The organism is Ruminiclostridium cellobioparum DSM 1351 = ATCC 15832, from assembly GCF_000621505.1.
Lineage (GTDB): Bacteria > Bacillota > Clostridia > Acetivibrionales > DSM-1351 > Ruminiclostridium > Ruminiclostridium cellobioparum.
In genome coordinates this window covers 200166-217398 of the sequence record NZ_JHYD01000010.1, presented here as the reverse complement: position 1 = coordinate 217398, position 17233 = coordinate 200166, and the positions used below count along the sequence as shown (strand labels likewise).

25 protein-coding genes are annotated in these 17233 nt (G+C 40.8%); 23 read left to right on the top strand and 2 right to left on the bottom strand.

Annotated features, from left to right (window positions below; genetic code table 11):
- The 12 genes from T344_RS29650 to T344_RS0107805 form a co-directional block, all read left to right on the top strand.
- A partial coding sequence (locus tag T344_RS29650) for a peptidoglycan-binding protein (protein ID WP_154669429.1) occupies nucleotides 1-1056 on the top strand: 1056 nt, incomplete at its 5' end.
- Between the two features lie 29 nt (nucleotides 1057-1085).
- Complete coding sequence (locus T344_RS0107860) at nucleotides 1086-1352, top strand: hypothetical protein (RefSeq protein ID WP_034860770.1); 267 nt, start codon at nucleotides 1086-1088, stop codon at nucleotides 1350-1352.
- A 224-nt stretch (nucleotides 1353-1576) separates the two neighbouring features.
- Nucleotides 1577-2218, top strand: a complete 642-nt coding sequence (locus T344_RS31525; protein WP_027628246.1) for an RHS repeat domain-containing protein — start codon at nucleotides 1577-1579, stop codon at nucleotides 2216-2218.
- 104 nt (nucleotides 2219-2322) lie between these two features.
- Nucleotides 2323-2595, top strand: a complete 273-nt coding sequence (locus T344_RS31520) for an RHS repeat-associated core domain-containing protein (protein ID WP_027628245.1) — start codon at nucleotides 2323-2325, stop codon at nucleotides 2593-2595.
- 46 nt (nucleotides 2596-2641) lie between these two features.
- Nucleotides 2642-3400 (top strand): hypothetical protein, encoded by a 759-nt coding sequence (locus T344_RS31515; RefSeq protein ID WP_242842039.1) that lies wholly within the window; start codon nucleotides 2642-2644, stop codon nucleotides 3398-3400.
- Between the two features lies 1 nt (nucleotide 3401).
- Entirely contained in the window at nucleotides 3402-3650 is a 249-nt protein-coding gene (locus T344_RS0107840; protein ID WP_154669428.1) for a hypothetical protein, read from the top strand.
- A 24-nt stretch (nucleotides 3651-3674) separates the two neighbouring features.
- Nucleotides 3675-3923 (top strand): hypothetical protein, encoded by a 249-nt coding sequence (locus T344_RS0107835; RefSeq protein WP_027628242.1) that lies wholly within the window; start codon nucleotides 3675-3677, stop codon nucleotides 3921-3923.
- Nucleotides 3914-4129 carry a hypothetical protein gene (locus tag T344_RS0107830; RefSeq protein WP_027628241.1) on the top strand — a complete coding sequence of 72 codons (216 nt, stop codon included), beginning with the start codon at nucleotides 3914-3916 and terminating at the stop codon, nucleotides 4127-4129. The genes T344_RS0107835 and T344_RS0107830 overlap by 10 nt, the downstream gene beginning before the upstream one ends.
- A gap of 515 nt (nucleotides 4130-4644) precedes the next feature.
- The gene (locus tag T344_RS0107825) at nucleotides 4645-4827 is read left to right on the top strand and encodes a ribbon-helix-helix protein, CopG family (RefSeq protein ID WP_027628240.1); all 183 of its coding nucleotides are present in this window, start codon (nucleotides 4645-4647) and stop codon (nucleotides 4825-4827) included.
- A gap of 141 nt (nucleotides 4828-4968) precedes the next feature.
- Nucleotides 4969-5274 (top strand): hypothetical protein, encoded by a 306-nt coding sequence (locus T344_RS0107820; protein WP_027628239.1) that lies wholly within the window; start codon nucleotides 4969-4971, stop codon nucleotides 5272-5274.
- A complete protein-coding gene (locus T344_RS0107815; protein ID WP_027628238.1) occupies nucleotides 5271-5564 on the top strand; it encodes a DUF6809 family protein in 294 nt (97 codons plus the stop codon). The genes T344_RS0107820 and T344_RS0107815 overlap by 4 nt, the downstream gene beginning before the upstream one ends.
- 267 nt (nucleotides 5565-5831) lie before the next feature.
- Nucleotides 5832-6161, top strand: a complete 330-nt coding sequence (locus T344_RS0107805) for a hypothetical protein (protein WP_027628237.1) — start codon at nucleotides 5832-5834, stop codon at nucleotides 6159-6161.
- Between the two features lie 132 nt (nucleotides 6162-6293).
- On the opposite strand, the gene T344_RS0107800 is transcribed toward T344_RS0107805, so the two are convergent.
- Entirely contained in the window at nucleotides 6294-7793 is a 1500-nt protein-coding gene (locus T344_RS0107800) for an MDR family MFS transporter (protein ID WP_027628236.1), read from the bottom strand.
- A gap of 49 nt (nucleotides 7794-7842) precedes the next feature.
- The gene (locus T344_RS0107795; RefSeq protein WP_027628235.1) at nucleotides 7843-8268 is read right to left on the bottom strand and encodes a MarR family winged helix-turn-helix transcriptional regulator; all 426 of its coding nucleotides are present in this window, start codon (nucleotides 8266-8268) and stop codon (nucleotides 7843-7845) included.
- 459 nt (nucleotides 8269-8727) lie between these two features.
- On the opposite strand from T344_RS0107795, the gene T344_RS0107785 reads away from it, so the two are divergent.
- The 11 genes from T344_RS0107785 (at nucleotide 8728) to T344_RS27800 (ending at nucleotide 17231) form a co-directional block, all read left to right on the top strand.
- The gene (locus T344_RS0107785; RefSeq protein WP_027628234.1) at nucleotides 8728-9234 is read left to right on the top strand and encodes a phage tail terminator family protein; all 507 of its coding nucleotides are present in this window, start codon (nucleotides 8728-8730) and stop codon (nucleotides 9232-9234) included.
- A gap of 15 nt (nucleotides 9235-9249) precedes the next feature.
- Nucleotides 9250-10314: a phage tail sheath subtilisin-like domain-containing protein gene (locus T344_RS0107780; protein WP_004623561.1), complete on the top strand. Its 1065-nt coding sequence runs from the start codon at nucleotides 9250-9252 to the stop codon at nucleotides 10312-10314.
- A gap of 87 nt (nucleotides 10315-10401) precedes the next feature.
- Nucleotides 10402-10836: a phage tail tube protein gene (locus tag T344_RS0107775; protein WP_084331146.1), complete on the top strand. Its 435-nt coding sequence runs from the start codon at nucleotides 10402-10404 to the stop codon at nucleotides 10834-10836.
- Nucleotides 10837-10871: 35 nt separating this feature from the next.
- Nucleotides 10872-11276, top strand: a complete 405-nt coding sequence (locus T344_RS0107770; RefSeq protein ID WP_004623501.1) for a phage tail assembly chaperone — start codon at nucleotides 10872-10874, stop codon at nucleotides 11274-11276.
- A gap of 222 nt (nucleotides 11277-11498) precedes the next feature.
- On the top strand, nucleotides 11499-12911 hold the full coding sequence (locus T344_RS0107765) for a phage tail protein (protein WP_027628232.1): 1413 nt from the start codon (nucleotides 11499-11501) through the stop codon (nucleotides 12909-12911).
- Nucleotides 12912-13532, top strand: a complete 621-nt coding sequence (locus T344_RS0107760) for a LysM peptidoglycan-binding domain-containing protein (RefSeq protein WP_027628231.1) — start codon at nucleotides 12912-12914, stop codon at nucleotides 13530-13532.
- The gene (locus tag T344_RS27805; RefSeq protein ID WP_051571653.1) at nucleotides 13533-14504 is read left to right on the top strand and encodes an XkdQ/YqbQ family protein; all 972 of its coding nucleotides are present in this window, start codon (nucleotides 13533-13535) and stop codon (nucleotides 14502-14504) included.
- 28 nt (nucleotides 14505-14532) lie between these two features.
- Complete coding sequence (locus tag T344_RS0107750) at nucleotides 14533-14997, top strand: DUF2577 family protein (protein WP_027628230.1); 465 nt, start codon at nucleotides 14533-14535, stop codon at nucleotides 14995-14997.
- Between the two features lie 37 nt (nucleotides 14998-15034).
- Nucleotides 15035-15460 (top strand): DUF2634 domain-containing protein, encoded by a 426-nt coding sequence (locus T344_RS0107745; protein ID WP_027628229.1) that lies wholly within the window; start codon nucleotides 15035-15037, stop codon nucleotides 15458-15460.
- A complete protein-coding gene (locus tag T344_RS0107740; protein ID WP_027628228.1) occupies nucleotides 15453-16529 on the top strand; it encodes a baseplate J/gp47 family protein in 1077 nt (358 codons plus the stop codon). Before T344_RS0107745 ends, T344_RS0107740 begins: the two co-directional genes overlap by 8 nt.
- Complete coding sequence (locus T344_RS27800) at nucleotides 16530-17231, top strand: putative phage tail protein (protein ID WP_051571651.1); 702 nt, start codon at nucleotides 16530-16532, stop codon at nucleotides 17229-17231.
- Nucleotides 17232-17233 lie beyond the last annotated feature (2 nt).

Sequence of the window (17233 nt, the reverse complement as noted above, 5' to 3'; positions counted from 1 at the left end):
CTGGGGGACCGCAATGACCCGCTGAGTTTGAACCTGTATACGTATTGCCATAATGAACCCATAATGTATACTGATCCGACAGGTCACGTAACCATGAAGGTAGGCTCAAAAGGTGATGGAGTAGTTGCAATTCAGGAAATGTTGCAAAAGCTTGGTTATAATGTAGGTAAAGCAGACGGTTCTTTTGGTTCAAAGACAGAAGCAGCAATAAAGCAATTTCAAAATGATTATAAAATAAAATCAGATGGCATAGTGGGCAATCAAACATTGACATATTTGAAATCAACATCAGCAACTGTGAATGCACCGGATTATGCTAAGGAAGCTGCGATACAAAGTGCATCAAAAGCAAAATCTGGAGGTATTAGCGATAAAACGATATTAATGTCAAATACGACATTTAATAATACGTTAAATCAAATATCTAGTTTGCAGAAAGCTACAGGAGGGGTAGTCAAAACAGATGTTAAAGATGGTAAGATAGTAATAACCGGTGTTACTCCGAAGTCCTCGCCAGCTGTATCAAATAACAGCAGCAGTATTTCAAAAAATGGTAATCAGGGAACGGGGAATAGTGGGGGAGTAAATAAAAATAATAACAACTCTAGTATCAATATAATACAGAGTAAACCTGTCCTTAAGCAAAACAATAATTTGAGCAGGAGCGAGATTATACTTTCAGGGACTCTAGCTTTAGATGTAGGATTACTTGCTGATGATGTGACTGGAGTTGGAGTTGTTGATGATATTGCTATTCCTATCATAACCGTAATTGGCGGAATTGCTGTTGCTGGAACATATATTTATGAAAAAACTGTTGAAAAGTCTGACAAAGATCGTTTAACTGGTGAGCCTGGGGATATTAATAAATCGAAAAATAAAGAAACTAAAATCGGTGAGGACGGTCGTGCTAATAAGGAAAGGCATCATACAGACCACGGAAATCCGAAAGTTCATACAAATCCTCATGATCATGATATTAATTGGGATGAAAGTGGAAACCCTGATTTTAGTGGCCCAATCAATTACCCAAATGGAGCACCTGAACTTAAATAATACATTAGTATTATAACTGGAGGAATATTATGTCAAATGATAATTTTAAGTCTATAGAGGAGTTAATCGACAATGTAAGAAGGGGTGGAGAAGTAGAATTTGTTTATAATAACAAGCAATACTCAATTACACATTTTGGAGAAGGGCAAGAAAAGCAAATCCAGGTAATGGAGTTTTATAACTATGATTCATTAGTTATATATAAATCAGCAAATGAGATAAGTGAATATATTATTGAATCTGAGAAGTTGAAGGATATAATAACTAAAATAGAAGTTACATTTAGATGTTTCTAAAAACCAAACATACCAGTGTACCTATTTGTACACCTCCCAAATCCACAGGGCATGAGCTATTTTTCGACCACCCAACCGACACACAACAGGTCATTCCGACCACCTTACAAAAACAGTTACACCGCCGGCACTGCCGGCGGTTGTGTTTGGCACAGGTCGCTGTGAGACCACTAATATAAATAAATAGTGTATTATTTCTGGAACATTAAGATTCTATAAGTAATTTGTCAAAAAACTACGACAGAGCAGGCAGACTGAAAGCTGTCACAGCAGACGGAAAAACAACAACCTACAACTATCTGGGCAACGGGGCAAGAGAAAGTGTAGTATACAGCGGAGGAGCAAGAGAAGACTACACCTACTATGCAGATGGGCTGCTGCACACGCTGACAAACAAAAAAGCAGACGGAAGCGTAATAGACACCTACAGCTATACATATGATGCTGCTCATAACCAGATAACTAAAACCGATGCAAAAGGAACTACAAGCTATACCTATGATGTGCTGAACAGACTGGAAACAGTAACCGAACCGAACGGTACAAAAACCACCTACACCTATGATAAAGCAGGAAACAGGGAAACCGAAACTGTAAAGCTTGGAAGCAACACAGCACTTAATACATACAGCTATAATGAACAGAACAGGCTTATGCAGGTAACCACCAAACAGAATGGTACCCTAACAACCACAACGGCATACACTTATGATAACAATGGGAACCAGCTCACAACCACCGTAAACGGAACAGTAACCGTCACAAATAACTATGACAATAGAAATCAGCTTATACGGACAATTACTGGCAGCATCACAGTTGAAAACCTTTATAACGGAGAAGGCTACAGAGTAGAAAAAAAGTAAACGGAATAATAACCAGATACCTGTATGATTATACCAAGGTAGTCCTGGAAGTAGATCAATCAAACACCCAGAAGGGCAGGAATGTCTACGGCACGAACCTGCTGATGAGGACAGCCGACGGAACCACCTACTACTATATGTACAATGGACATGCAGACGTAACCGCCCTTTTAAGGCCGGACGGAACAATAGCTGCGACCTACTACTATGATGCCTTCGGAAACATAACCGACACAACAGGAAGTACAAGCAACAGCATAACCTATGCAGGCTACCAGTACGACAAGGAGACGGGACTCTACTATCTGAACGCTAGAATGTATGATCCCAACAGCCAGATTCCTGCAGGAGGATACCTACCTGGGGGACCGCAATGACCCGCTGAGTTTGAACCTGTATACGTATTGCCATAATGAACCCATAATGTATACTGATCCGACAGGGTATGCAGATGCAAAAATCACGGATTTAGCAAAAGCATCAAATGGAAGCGCAAAATGGAATGCAAGTGACAGTTCTGTTACTGTAACTATCAATGGTACATCGGTAAAATTCGGCTACAATGATTTTAAATTAGAAAATGGAAGTGCAATTATAGATAATGAAAAATTTAATAGTAAAATTAACTCCAAGCAACAAGATGTCCGTGTAAAAAGCTATATAGACAACAAGACAGGAAAAATAGTATGTACTACCGAATATAGAAATGCTTCAGCTGTCACAAAACAGGTAAATAATACATACAAACCTGAAAAAAAGGTTACAGATATATCGGTTGCAGGATTTAGACAGGCGGAAGAGATAAGTAAAACCACAACTTATCAGGGGACGGATAACACTACAATGGCAGATATATTGTCGGCAAATCCTCAATGGAATAAATCTAATTGGGATGACTCACAAAAGTACTATTCTGCATGGTTATATGGTACGCACAGTGTTGACCAAATTGCCGATTTGGAAAATTCATCGTACGTTTTAGCATATATAAAAGTAAAAAAAATTGATGCATCCAAGTTAACAGTAGCTGATATGGACAATATATATAAAACGGCAAACAGTATAGGATTTAAGGCAAAATCTGCAGTGATGGTGGGAGCAACAGCATATGGAATGTACGGGAGAGGAGCGGCTGTAGAGGGAACGAGTAGTACTGTAAATCTTTCAAGGAATGTTAAGTAAATTGAAGAATGAAGGTACAATCACTTCAGGCGGTAGAAGTGGAGGAAATAGACCACTTACTGGAACACCAAATAGTTATGTTAAGACCGATGCTGGACATACCTTTGTATATGACAGTGAAGGGAAGTTGATATATGATATTTCCGGTGAAAGGGTAAAAATTACAATTTGGGATAAGGCACCTAATGGAAATTCATATCCAAGAGATTTAAAACTTGAGGGCTCAGTTCCAAGTGATTTATTGAAATAATAGGTTTATTAAATGGAGGTTTATATGGAAATATACAGTAGCATTGTGGATAATAGTATTATTGAATCGTTCAAGAATTTAAGAGGTAGTACACTAATTAATAACGCAGCGAACTCCTGTGGTATTGAAGAAGTGATATCTGTCGCAAATCTCTTATGCCCGGAAATCATAGAAGTTAAGGGGTATATATTTATATCAGAATTTTATAATGGCAATATTGATAGTCTTGAAAAACAATTCAACTGTGACAGGAAAAGGTGGAAATGTTTGTAAATAGTTGGTCTTTAGCTGACTTCTTTCTTCAAGCGAGTAATGAATCTGTCCATGTAGATAAAATCATACAAGAATTTGGAAAAGTAATTCAATACTTTTGGCAGAGACGGTTAAAAGAAATATTTCCAGCAAAAAAAGTGACTGTTGAAATAGGTGATGAAATAATGGGGGAAAACGGTCTTACTGTGACTGTATATCAAGAATAATAAGCTACAGAAACATTAATGATAAATTGGTCACACAGTTTGATATGCTCCCTGTCTACTTGACAGGGAGCATATCAGTTTCGGCTGATGTGGCCTTTCTTCTTGTCATCTATGTAGACATAAAATTAATAAAATGAAACCGTTACAACATATACTTTTTAAACGCAGCATTAGCCACATGCAACCTATCTCGACCACCTCTCTTTAACCTGCTTCATTTTCGGCTGTATGGTTCAGAAGAACAATAGGCATGACAAGGAGAATTTCCCCTCATCAAATTGCACCCAATTTTCTTCAAATCCATTGATAGGTGCACTTATCCAAACCTATGTCTCAAAATCTAAAACAGGGGTAACGCGTTGATGCACATTGGTAAGAGAATTAATGATGGAAAACGTGCTGCTCAAATCAATTCCTTCAGCTAATCCGGAAAGCAGAATTAAAAACACAATTCTATTGACTTCTTGTACGCACAATATTATAATTAATGTGCGCACAAGAAAAGAGGTGAATGTATGGCGCAAAGGAAAAAAGGGCGTCCACCATCCGATAATTCCTTGAAAGATAGAATATTTATACGAGTGGATGATGATACAAAAGAAAAACTCGATAAATGCACTGAAAAGCTGAATACCACCCGTTCAGACATTGTTCGCAAGGGTATTGGAATGGTGTACGAATCCCTGGATAAAAAGTAAAAGGAAGCGGCGCTCTCCAACAAAGACACACGCCACTTCCCCAACCGACAACCGCCCAAAGGCAATTGCAGCGTAAATATTATATCATGCGCTGAAGTTCCTATCAAGCTTGCCGGAAAACTGACTGAAAGGATGGCGCTTATGACAAACGAAGAAAGCAAAATGATTAAAACCTTTATCAACATGCGGGAAGAGATTGCAATAAGTCGTTTAAAAAACAATTCACAATATTTTGAATTATGTACATTGCAGGAGAAAACTGAAAATATGGTGGAGGAACTGTTTCAGCGTTTTGAGAGAGCTGAGCTTATAACCATTCACCGCCATTATGAAGGCGAAACCAGAAAACATGGTTTTGAAATTGATGAAGTTTATATTCAAGGTATGAGAGACAGCATCAAAATTTTGACCTTTTTTGGAGCCTTCAGCGTAGAGGTGAGCCTATGAAATCCATATTACAGGAACTGTTTAATGGGAGTATATACCCTGATGAATTGATCATTTCGAGAGACCCTGACTATTCACTATTAAGTAAAAAGATATCCGAAATGATGCACATGTGGAGAAATAAGCTTTCAAAGGATGAATTTGCGGAGTTTGAGGCTCTGATGGACTTACGTTCTGAAGTAGATTCTCTGCACGCTGAAGCGTCGTTTATGTGTGGTTTTAAGCTTGCCACATGGATTATGATTGAAGCGATTACTGGAAAGGGGGAGCTTGTGCGTAATGAGAATTAAAGCTTGTACTCACCAGGATTACAACTATGCCATTGATGTAGTTACAAAAGATGATGTACAGGCTATTTTGGGTTATGGCAGAAGTTAACAATACCACCTATTGCTGCTTATGATGAATATGAAAGGACCGAAAAGGGCGGGTTGACAGCCCGCCCTTTTTATCAATCTTTTGAGCTATAAATTAGATAACTTGGAAAAACTTTTTTATTCTGTGGCATTTTTGAACATGATTTGGTAAAATTAAATGAGGAATGGAGAGTGTAGCAAATGGAAGATAAAATGTTTGAATTAGTAACAAAAATGTATGATGAATTTTCGGAATTCAGAAAAGATATGAATGAATTCAAAGAAGATATGAATGAATTCAAAGAAGATATGAATGAATTCAGAAAAGAAACAAATAAAGAAATAAGAGGCCTGAAAAATGATGTAATCAGGTTTGAAAATAAGCTTGATGCAGTTTTTGATGGGTATAAGCAAACTTTTGAAAAGCTTACAGTTGTTGAAAAGAAGGTAGATGATATTTCAGCAAAAGTTGAAAAGCAGGATGTTGAAATAACAGTTATTAAAGGCGGAAAGAAAACTAAATCAAAATGATGAAAACATCTAATACATATTAAAAATCAGGTTTATAGATGAGACCTGATTTTTTTGTTTCAGTAATTTGGTATATTTAAAACTGTCAACGAGAAACATAAAACCTGCAAGGGGGGATTTGTCCCCTGGTGTTCACATATCCAAACCTATGCTGTCTGTATCCATTACCTTCTCTTCAGGTGCTTTGGAAGCTTTCTTCAGGAAGAGGGCCGGTATTAGTCCAAATATGGTCAAAGCGGATGCTGCTAAAAAAACATCCTCCAGACCTTTTACAAAAGCCACATCTTGAATCCGGGCAGTCTGTGAAGTGACGGTTTTTCCGGCTGACATTAAGCCGGTGCTGATTTGTGCGGCATAATGGATGGTGCGGCTTGTTAATATGCTGGTCAAAGCTGCAATTCCCAGGGAGCCTGATACCCTTGATATGATATTTGATATGGCGGTTGCAGCACCGACCTCTGAATTTGTAACAGAGTCCAGGGATGCGGCCTGAGCGGATACGGCAGCAAAGGCCATACTTATACCTCTTAAAACCATCCAGTAAATGATTTTGGAATTGCTTGTTGTAACATCAATGCCGTGCAGCATGTAAGTGGTATAGGCAAGACTTATGATACCGAATATTGCAAGGGGCTTCGGGCCGGTTTTATCATACAGCTTGCCAATAACCGGCATTAACAGACCGGAAACCAGAGCACCCGGAAGCATAATGAGGCCTGTATTAAGAGCGCCTAAGCCTTTGATATTCTGTAAAAACAAGGGTACAAAGAATATACCGGAAAATAAGCCTACTGTGGTAATAAAGGTTGTTATATTTGCCGCTGTAAAATTCCTGTTTTTAAAAACTCTTATATTCAGCAGGGGATTTTTAAGCCTTAATTCCAAAAATAAAAACATTCCAAATGCAGCCAGGCTGATAAGCAGTAAAAGGATTGTTGTACCTGAGGTCCAGCCCCAGTCACTCCCTTTGCTCAGAGCAAGCAGCAGACTGAAAAGCATTATGACGGCAGTGACGGCACCTCCAAGGTCAAGCTTTTCTACCTTCAGTTTTTCAAATTTGGGAAGCAAAAAAACAGATAAAATTATACCGATAATCCCTATGGGAATATTTATTGTAAATATCCATTTCCAGTCCACATATTCAACCAGGTAGCCTCCGATGGTGGGACCCAGAGCCGGAGCAATCAGAAGGGCCACTCCAACAATACCCATTGCGGTTCCAAAGCTTCCCGTGGGAACAATTTTTTTAACCATTGTCATCATGGTGGGCATTAAGAGACCTCCGCCCAAAGCTTGAATCACTCTCGAAATAATGAGGGAATTCACACTCCAGCTTACAGCACACAGGAATGATCCGAAAGTGAACATTGACAATGCAAAAATATATAGTTTTTTATAACCGAATTTATCTCCGGCCCAGCCGCTAAAGGGTATTACAACACCCAGAGCAAGCATGTAAACTGTTACGACCCATTCAATCTGACTGGCCGTTGTATTAAAAACCTGCATCATTTTAGAAATAGCTACGTTAACAATACTGGAATCCAGAATCGACATAAAGCCGCCGATTAAAGCTGCCAGGATAGGCAGTACCCATTTTTGATTATTTTTAGTTTGAGTGATTTGAGTCATTTTGACAACCCTTTCTATAAAGCATATTACAAAAATGCAATAATCCGGTTCAATTATCGGTTTCTTTTATCAAGTGCTTCTGCAGGGTCTGCAAATCCTCCAGAAAATGTTTCAGGAATTCCGGGGGAAGTGTGTCCAACAAAGTGGTTAGTTCACCGTCGGCTTTTTCAACAAGGGATACAATCATATCCTTTAATTTTGGTGTACCCTGTATCAGAATGCATCTTCTGTCTTTTTTATCATGGGCTCTTGTTAAAAAATCCTTTGTTTCCAACCTGTCGAACAAGCTGGTCAAAGTACTGGCAGGGACACCCGTTTTCAATGAGAGGTCTGTTATTTTACATGGGCCGTTTTTATTGATTTTCCAAAGGATGATCAATTCTGTTACAGATATGTCGCTGGATTTTACAAGAGGCGACAATGCCCTTAAAATCTGTGCATTTACCTGTGTAAGCAGTTCTATCAATTCAAACAAATGAAAACCTCCTTAAAATAATTTTGCTGTATGATTAAAATATTACCAATAAGAAATATCCGAATATGTATATTACCAAATCGTAATAAATATAACACTCTATCTCAGATGAGTCAAGAAATATCAGTAAAATGTCCGTAAAAAGCAGGACAAAAACGGGATGAAACCTAAATACATTTGTGTTAAAATGCAAAATGTAAAGAAATGTAAAAAAGCTCTTGGATTTTTATTCAAAGGGCTTTTTTATTGTCCGGGAATTATAAATTTTTTTGTACTGAAATTAGTATGAAATGCCTGCAGGTAAAGATGTACAAGAGAATGTAAAGATTTCCCTGACAATAAAAATATTAAAATAACCTCCTTTATTCGCCGTATAGCGGATGAGGAAGGAAAAGATTTCATTACAGTTTTGTGGCCGCTATGCGGCTCAAAGCCACTAGTGTGGCTTGGGAGGTTAATATGCAGAATGTGTTTGACGCCATTTGTACATTGATAAGCGAGGCTTTCCCGGATGTTAAAATCTATTTTAGCGGAATAGACAGCAGCATTCAGGTTTCAATCAACAATACCCTGCCGGAGGCAAAGATATACTGCACGGGAACCGAAGCAGGCTTTGATATTCCCAGCATTCTGGTAACTCTGACCGGATATGAGCTTTCAGATGCAAATAGGGGTATGTCTGCTGAAAAATTATCCTTCAAAATAACCCAACATTTTTATTCAAGCTGTCTGGACAGAAATGAGGGGAAAAAGCAGATTGAACAATTTGTAAAACTGAAGAGATTATTCAGCAGCGGATTTACGGTAAGTGACGGAACCAAGGCAGAGCTAAACAGGCTGGAAGCCGGTATGAACCAGCAGGACATGTACCTGGTCGTACGTCTGGAACGCTTTTTGGAAAAAGATAATGTAGAAGGGGAATACGATATTATGAAATCGCTGGAATACAACCAGCGCAACATTTAAAAGGAGGATTGTATTATGGGTTTGCCAAAAATCAGTATTGCATTCAAAACAGCAGGTATAACAGCTGTTAAAAGGGGAGAAAGAGGCATAGTGGCGCTTGTTTTGAGAGATGATGCTCAAACCGGAGTTTTTACCATGTCGGAAATTGATGAGATTCCGGCAGGAATAAGTGATTACAACCGGGAGCAGATACAGTTGGCCATGATGGGGACAGCCAACCCGCCTAAAAGAGTCATTGCCTATTTCATTTCCATGAGTTCGGAAAACTATAATGAAGCGATGAATTATCTCGAAACAGTAAAATGGGACTATATTGCCATTCCTGAAATAACGTCCCAGGATACCTTGACGGTGGCAACCTGGATCAAGCAGCTGCGTAATAGCAGGAACAAAAAGGTGAAAGCCGTATTGCCGGATTGTGCTTCGGATAACGAAGGGATTGTAAATTTTGCTACAGACAGTATCCGGACTGCTGACAAAACTTATACCGCAGGCCAGTACTGCGGCAGAATTGCAGGAATACTTGCAGGTATGCCGCTTACCATCTCGGCCACATATCAGGTGCTGCCGGAGGTTACCGATGTACCGCACCTTAAGGATACCGAATTGAATGAAGCAATAGACGCCGGAAAACTTATTCTGTACCATGACGGTGAAAAGGTTAAGATAGCGCGTGCCGTCAATAGTTTTGTATCTGCGACCCAGGATAAGGGTGAGGATTTTAAAAAGATAAAGATCATGGATATTCTTGATCTTATCAATCAGGATATTACAAAAACCGCAGAAGACTATTATATTGGAAAGGTGGCCAACAGCTATGATAACAAGTGCCTTCTTATATCGGCCATACAGGCATATTTTGAGGCACTTGAACTGGATAATCTTCTGGATCCCGGTAAAAATCAGGTTTTTATAGATATTCCTGTCCAGAGCAATTTCCTGAAGGGTACAGGTGTTGATGTGAGCAGCATGAATGAGCAGCAGATAAAGGAAGCAAATACAAAGGACAAGGTATTCCTTGCTGCCAATATTAAACCATTGGATGCGGTGGAGGATATTACCCTCAATATAAATCTTTAGCGGAGGCATGCGGCTGAAAAAGCGAAGCAAACATTAGTGCTTTTATTACTATTTGTGTCGCTGCATGGCAGCAGAATGGAGATCAAAATGAATGCAAAGAGAATTATTAACGGAACCTGGGGCGAAGTATGGCTGGATGATGATAAGGTCGGCGAATGCAAAGGTTTGCAGGCCAAGATAGAGATACAGAAGGAAGATGTAAAACTGTGCGGACAAATGGCCCAGGATACAAAAATCACCGGATGGAAGGGAAAGGGCACGCTGAAATTATATAAAACCAGTTCGCGTCTTGCCCTTAAAATAAAAGACGAAGTGCTCAAGAATGGAAAAGATATCAGATTCAAAATAATATCAAAGCTGGCTGATCCGGATGCATCAGGAGCTGAAAGAGTTGTTATCAAGAATGTGAGCTTTGACGATTTGATGCTGGCCGACTGGGAGGCTGCTAAAAACGGCGAAGTAGAGGCACCATTTACTTTTACCGACTTTGATTATCTTGATATGATTCAGCCGGAAAACTGATATTCCGGCTCTGGAAATAATGGAGGTGTAGATTTATGAACCTTACTGAAATGCTTCTGGCAAGTGATATAAGTGAATTCAGTATGCCTGAGAGGGAACTGGAAATCAAAAGGCTGAGCAATTTGTACAGGCACCCGTTTGTTATTACCTTCCGTGCCATAAGGCCGGATGAAGAAGAGGAAATACAAAGGGACTGCATGACCATAACCAAGGACGGAGTGGATTTGGACTCTTCAAGGATGAAATATTCAACTGCGGCAAAATGTATTTTAAGTCCGGATATAAGGAATAAGGAGCTGCAGAAAAAATTTAATGCTGAAAACCATATGGAGCTGCTTAAGAAAATGTTCCTAATAGGAGAAGTTTCGGCTGTATATGATCAGATCCAGGAATTAAGCGGTTATGGAAAAGATAAGGTGGAAGAAATAAAAAACTTGTAGGCAGGGATAGGATTACCTATCTCTGCTATAGGAACTGGCAGAAGGGTATTCTTCCGGGTACTACATACAATCTGTCGGCAGGTGAAAAAACAGTCCTCGAGGCATTTATAAGGTATGAGGATGAGCAAAAAAGTGAAGCAGTCAGAGAAATATGCGAATCCGAGGCATTCTGCCCATATGTGCTGCTGAATCTGCTGTAGAATCGGTAAAGGCGGTGAGATTGTGGAAGAAGCAATAGGTTTAAGGAATATAGACATTGTAGTCAGTTATCTGGAGAAAAACAGGACTAAAGTACAGGAAACAATGAAAACCCTTGAAACAATGGGTAAAAAGGTATTTACTCCTGCGATAGAGATAGCTGATAAGACCAAGGGGAAAATCAAAAGTATAGAAAAAACCATGCTGGAATTTGATAAAAAAGTGCTGGGGCCCATAATCAAAATAACAGGCGGAGATAACAGCAAGCTTAAATTCCTCCAGGATGGACTGATGTCCATGGACAAAAAAGTGTTCAAACCGGCCATAGAACTGGTGGACCAAACAAAAAATACAATCAGCAGTATAAAATCCGGCCTGGATTTTCTGAGCAAGTCGGGAACAAGGATTTTTGACATGATGACTAAATCGGCTGTGTTCTTCTCGGCAGCCCTTGACATGGCAAAAGCGGGAACCCTTAAAGCGACACTGGCACAATGGGGCTTTAATGCGGCAATGCTTGCCAACCCCGTTACATGGATTGTTGTTGGGGTAATTGCTCTCATTGCCGCCATCATATTGCTGGTAAAAAACTGGGACAGGGTAAAGCAGACGATTTCGGGATTTATCACATGGTTTAAAGGTGTTTTTTCAGCGATAGGTACCTGGCTGTCAGACAACTGGAGGAAAGCCGTAACAGCGGTGCTTTTGGCAATGGGGCCTGTGGGCTGGGCTGTACTGGCGCTGGTGCGGGTTATCAGAACCAACTGGGATTCAATCAGGGAAGCTGTGGTTACGGTGTGGAATACTGTTGCAGCATTTTTCACAAATCTCTGGGATGGTATAAAAAGCACCGCTCTGACTGTATGGAATGCCATAGGAGACTTTATCGGCAGCATTGGAGAAGCTGTAAGGGGTGTTTGGAACGGCATAATGGAATGGTTTTCTCAAAAGTTTCAATGGGTCAGGAGTTTCTTAAATGAAATAGCAAACAATCCCGTTTTTAAACTTATTTCAGGTTCTGTTGACGGCACGGTAAATGTCACAGGTAAAGTAATATCCGGGATTTCCGACTGGGCCCTGGGGGAGGATGTCAATCAGGCACGGAAAGTTCAGATGAAAACAGTGGAAAGGGAGAAAATCCACGGCAAAGCAGCCGGCAGGGAAATAAATAGCAGCACAGCTGTTAAAAGTAATACCATACGCGCAGCGGCTCAACGGCGCCCGTCTGAGTCTCCGATTCAGCAATACAGGAAACTCAGCCAGCCGAATAAAATTAACAAAGCCGCTGCAAACAGGAATGCTCCTGATACTGTAAATATCACCATACCCAAACTGGCTGACAGTATCATAGTCCGGGAAAAGGAAGATATCGACAGGCTGGCTGCAGCAATTGTCGGGAAATTAAAACAGCACTCTGTTAACATGGGGGTGGTCTAAATGGAAATATCGCTTATACACAGCATCAGTGATGAAAAGCTGATCCTGCCGGTTTCTCCCGAGGAGTTTACCATACAGGAAGGCAGCAACAACCAGGTTGTCACTGTTGAAAATCTGGGTGAACTGAATATTTTCGGAAAGCCTAAACTTGTATGTATAACCTTGTCCAGCTTTTTTCCGGGACAGAACTACCCGTTCTGTACATCGGTTAACAAGGAGGACCCGCAGCCCTATCAGGATTACGTTGAATTGCTCGGCAGATGGATGAAGGACGGAAAACCGCTGATACTCAATGTACAAAATACCCGTTTCAACCTTACCTGCTGTATAGAGAACTTTTCCTACGGGGAAAAGGATAGCAGCGGTGATGTATACTACACCCTGGAATTGAAGGAGTACCGCATTGTCAATACCGTGACAAACTCAAGTGATAAAGGCGGCTCAAATCAACGGCAGCAAGTCAGGGAACCTGCAAAAACTCATATTGTAAAATCCGGAGACACACTCTGGATGATTGCACAGAAGGAATACGGTGACGGCTCACGCTGGAGGGAAATTGCTTCTAAAAATGGCGTTAAGGATCCCAAAGGACTTCAGCCGGGTCAGAGGTTGGTGTTATAAATGAAAGTGTTTTATTTGCCGCAGGACGGCAAATCAATGGAAATTACAAGCTTGTGCAGCAGTGTGCGGTGGAGCGGAGATTCACAGCAGGCGGCACGAAAAGTTGAGCTGGAAATTATTGCATCGGCTTATGATAAAAACATACCCAGGGTTAATATTTCGCCGGGAAGTATGATCACACTGGTTAATGATGATAACATTAAAATATTTCAGGGATTTGTATTTATGCAGGAAAGGGATTTCAGCAGCCAGACCGCAAAAGTGCTTTGTTATGATGCAATGATATATCTGACAAAGTCAAAAGCCAGCTATAATTTCCGTGATACGACAGCAGAGCAGATATCGGGGAGAATATGCCGGGACTTTGGCATAACGCAGGGAACTATTGCTGCCACAGGTATAAAGCAAAGCCGCATATTCATCGGAAAAACCCCCTACGAAATAATTACCGAAGCCTATAACAATGCCGCAAAGCAAAATAAAAAACAGTACATTTTCATAATGAAGGAAGGAAAGCTGAGCATTGCAGAAAAGGGAAATCTCAAAGTTGACTATCTGCTGGACCCGGAGGCAAATATAAGCAGTTCGCGGTACAGCGAGAGTATAGAAAACATGATCAACACAGTCAAAATTTATGATGACAGGGGCAATATGGCAGGTAAAAGGCAAAACGATGACTGGGTTAAATTATATGGTGTTTTGCAGGAGGCATATCAGAAGGAAAACGGTAAAAATGCGGCAACTGTAGCTGATAATATGCTTAAGGATATGGAGAGAAACGGTGAAATTGAAGCTCTGGGAAACACCGATTGTATCACTGGAAATGCGGTTCAGATCAAAGAAAGCTACAGCGGTATAAAGGGTCTTTTCTATATAAGCAGTGATAACCATACCTGGAAAGAGGGCTTGCATACAATGCAATTAACTCTGGATTTTGAAAAAATCTGCACCGAAGCGGGGGCGGGTGCATAGTGCCCGGAATGGGCACATGGAGGTTAAATTGAAAACAAATAATCCATATACTGAAATGCTTGGGCTCATACAGGAACACGGAGCAAAATACAATCCTCCGTCCATCCGGCTGGCAGAGGTTTTGGCGCCGCCTCCCGAGCTTATTATTAAACTGGGTGATATACAGGTTGACAAAAACAACATATTGATTGCCGACTACCTCCTTGCAGATTATAAAAGAGCATACTTTGCAAACGGAAGACTTGTATTCAAGGATGACAAACTGGGAGGAGAAACTGAACAAAATGCGTGTCAGCATCCTCATCCCCATAAAATGAAATCCATTGAGGCTGATACATATGACTATCACATTGAAGGTAAGGTCGGTGAAGCCAGCGGCCTATGGTTCAAGGATACTCTTGTAAAGGGAGACATGCTTGCGGTCATGCCGACTTACGATATGCAGCTGTATATCATTCTGGCAAGGCTGGTGAGACCGGATGCGTTTGCTTAGCGTATAAGTACAGGTGTTTGAAAAGGTGGTGAAAGCAATGGGTGAAAATATATTTCCTTTTATCAGCTATCAGGAGCCAAAGGAATATGTTGAAGAAAAAAAGATACCAAAGGAATTTGCCTGGGATTTCGGCAAAAATCAGTTCATCCTGGAGAACGGAAGGATGAAGATTCTTGAGGGAGCCGAGGCCTTAAAGGTTTGGATATGTAAAATGCTGAAAACCCAGAGGTACAGGTATCTGATATATTCGTGGAACTACGGCAGTGAGCTGGAGAAGCTGATAGGTGCTGGATATGCCTCAAATACCGTTCGGAATGAAGTGAAGAGGCTTCTGGAAGATGCGCTGCAGGTTAATTCCGGCATAAAGGGTACTAAAAATGTAAATGTGACATTCAGCGGCGATAAACTGGACTTAAGCTTTACCGTCATTACCGATTACGGGGAGGTGAAAATAAATGTATGAGATGTATACCAAAGAATTTCTTCAAAATAGGATGCTGGGCAGGATCAAAACCGATATAGACAAATCGGAAGGCTCTTTTACCTTTGATGCAATTGCACCGGCAGCCATAGAGCTTGCGCAGAACTACATAGAACTTGACGGTATATTGGAAAAGGCATTCGCCCAGACAGCCTATGGTGAATGGCTGCAAAAACGAGCCGAAGAATACGGGGTATACCGTAAAGCGGGAACCCGCGCATATGGAGCGGTCACATTTTACGGGGCGGACGGAACGGCAATACCCGAAGGAACCTTGGTACAGACAGAGGCAGGTCTGCAGTATGAGACTGTCAGGGAGATTATAATTTCACAGGGAAATGCCGTCGTCAATATCCGGGCAATCACTGAAGGGACGCAATACAATATTCCTGCCAGAACCATATCCCAGCTGCCTGTTCAGCTCACCGGCATAACAAAAGTGGAAAACACCGGGCCCATAGCCGAAGGCAGGGACATGGAAAGCGAAAGTGATTTTATACAGAGACTGCTTTTAAAAGTCAGGAAACCTGCCACCAGCGGCAACAAAAACCATTACAGGCAATGGGCTCTTGAAGTTCCAGGCATAGGTGATTCCAAAGTTTTTTCGCTTTGGAACGGTGCCGGAACGGTAAAAGTCCTTGTGGTTGACAGCAATAGATATCCGTTAAGCCCGGAGGGTGAATTACTGAAAACGGTAAGGGACTATATCAATGATAACAGGCCATTAGGAGCGGATGTTACGGTGGAATCTGCAAAGAGACTGGATATAAATATTGCGGCAAATGTTGAAGTTGAAAAAGACCATTCCATGGATCTGATCATGCAGGAATTTAAAACAAAAATTGTTGACTATTTAAAGAGTATCACATTTATTGATAATTTTGTAAATTACCTGCAGATAGGAAAAATGCTGGTGGATACCGACGGAGTTAAAAGATGCCATAGCATGAAGGTCAACGGAGGTACAGACGACATTGAAATTGATGCTGAAGAATGCCCTGTTCTGAATGAGGTGAACATAGCTCAGACTGTAGAACAGGAGGTATCTTAAATGAAGGAAGATTTCAGCGGTAAAGCTGCGGATATTCCGGCTGAAAAAAATCTGATGTCCTACATGCCGGGTTACTATATTGAAAACTATATTATGAGTGACATCCAGAATTCAATTTCTGCCGAACTGGGTGAGTTGGACAAACATATGTCGGATACTCTAAAACAGCTTTTTGTAAAGTCTGCCACCTGGGGGCTGAAACTGTGGGAAACCGAGCTGGGTATACCTCTTGACTCAAATAAACCCGAGGGAACCAGGAAAAACGCTGTTCTGGGAAAAATAAGAGGTTTGGGTATTACAGCACCGGATACCATAAAGGAAATGGCTGAATTATTCTCAGGCGGAAGAGCCGTTGTCACCGAACTTTACGATGAATACAAATTCATTGTCAAATTTTTTGAAATCCGGGGTATTCCAGCCAATTTAAGAGAGTTGAGCGAAGCAATAGAGGAGATAAAGCCTGCCCACCTGACTTTCAGTTATGAGTATACCTGGTTAATCTGGTATGAGACTTCAGGTTATCTGTGGGATGAAGTCCGTTTATTTACATGGGACGTATTCAGAGTTCAAAAGCCCAAATACGGTATGGGCAGTCCGGTGACATGGGGGATTGCACTCTGGTCGGAGGATATTCGGTTCTGGAATGTATTAAGGAAGATAACCTGGGAAGAAGTAACAAAAATAAAACTTATTAATTATTAGGA

What these genes read in the sequence shown, in the direction of transcription:
- T344_RS31515 (WP_242842039.1), top strand. Translation starts at nt 2,642, where the DNA reads ATGTATACTGATCCGACAGGGTATGCAGATGCAAAAATCACGGATTTA.
- T344_RS0107860 (WP_034860770.1), top strand. Translation starts at nt 1,086, where the DNA reads ATGTCAAATGATAATTTTAAGTCTATAGAGGAGTTAATCGACAATGTA.
- T344_RS27805 (WP_051571653.1), top strand. Translation starts at nt 13,533, where the DNA reads ATGAAAGTGTTTTATTTGCCGCAGGACGGCAAATCAATGGAAATTACA.
- T344_RS0107800 (WP_027628236.1), bottom strand. Translation starts at nt 7,793, where the DNA reads ATGACTCAAATCACTCAAACTAAAAATAATCAAAAATGGGTACTGCCT.
- T344_RS0107820 (WP_027628239.1), top strand. Translation starts at nt 4,969, where the DNA reads ATGACAAACGAAGAAAGCAAAATGATTAAAACCTTTATCAACATGCGG.
- T344_RS0107740 (WP_027628228.1), top strand. Translation starts at nt 15,453, where the DNA reads ATGTATGAGATGTATACCAAAGAATTTCTTCAAAATAGGATGCTGGGC.
- T344_RS0107745 (WP_027628229.1), top strand. Translation starts at nt 15,035, where the DNA reads ATGGGTGAAAATATATTTCCTTTTATCAGCTATCAGGAGCCAAAGGAA.
- T344_RS27800 (WP_051571651.1), top strand. Translation starts at nt 16,530, where the DNA reads ATGAAGGAAGATTTCAGCGGTAAAGCTGCGGATATTCCGGCTGAAAAA.
- T344_RS0107775 (WP_084331146.1), top strand. Translation starts at nt 10,402, where the DNA reads ATGAATGCAAAGAGAATTATTAACGGAACCTGGGGCGAAGTATGGCTG.
- T344_RS0107760 (WP_027628231.1), top strand. Translation starts at nt 12,912, where the DNA reads ATGGAAATATCGCTTATACACAGCATCAGTGATGAAAAGCTGATCCTG.
- T344_RS0107830 (WP_027628241.1), top strand. Translation starts at nt 3,914, where the DNA reads ATGTTTGTAAATAGTTGGTCTTTAGCTGACTTCTTTCTTCAAGCGAGT.
- T344_RS31520 (WP_027628245.1), top strand. Translation starts at nt 2,323, where the DNA reads ATGAGGACAGCCGACGGAACCACCTACTACTATATGTACAATGGACAT.
- T344_RS0107835 (WP_027628242.1), top strand. Translation starts at nt 3,675, where the DNA reads ATGGAAATATACAGTAGCATTGTGGATAATAGTATTATTGAATCGTTC.
- T344_RS0107770 (WP_004623501.1), top strand. Translation starts at nt 10,872, where the DNA reads ATGAACCTTACTGAAATGCTTCTGGCAAGTGATATAAGTGAATTCAGT.
- T344_RS0107785 (WP_027628234.1), top strand. Translation starts at nt 8,728, where the DNA reads ATGCAGAATGTGTTTGACGCCATTTGTACATTGATAAGCGAGGCTTTC.
- T344_RS0107780 (WP_004623561.1), top strand. Translation starts at nt 9,250, where the DNA reads ATGGGTTTGCCAAAAATCAGTATTGCATTCAAAACAGCAGGTATAACA.
- T344_RS0107805 (WP_027628237.1), top strand. Translation starts at nt 5,832, where the DNA reads ATGGAAGATAAAATGTTTGAATTAGTAACAAAAATGTATGATGAATTT.
- T344_RS0107825 (WP_027628240.1), top strand. Translation starts at nt 4,645, where the DNA reads ATGGCGCAAAGGAAAAAAGGGCGTCCACCATCCGATAATTCCTTGAAA.
- T344_RS0107815 (WP_027628238.1), top strand. Translation starts at nt 5,271, where the DNA reads ATGAAATCCATATTACAGGAACTGTTTAATGGGAGTATATACCCTGAT.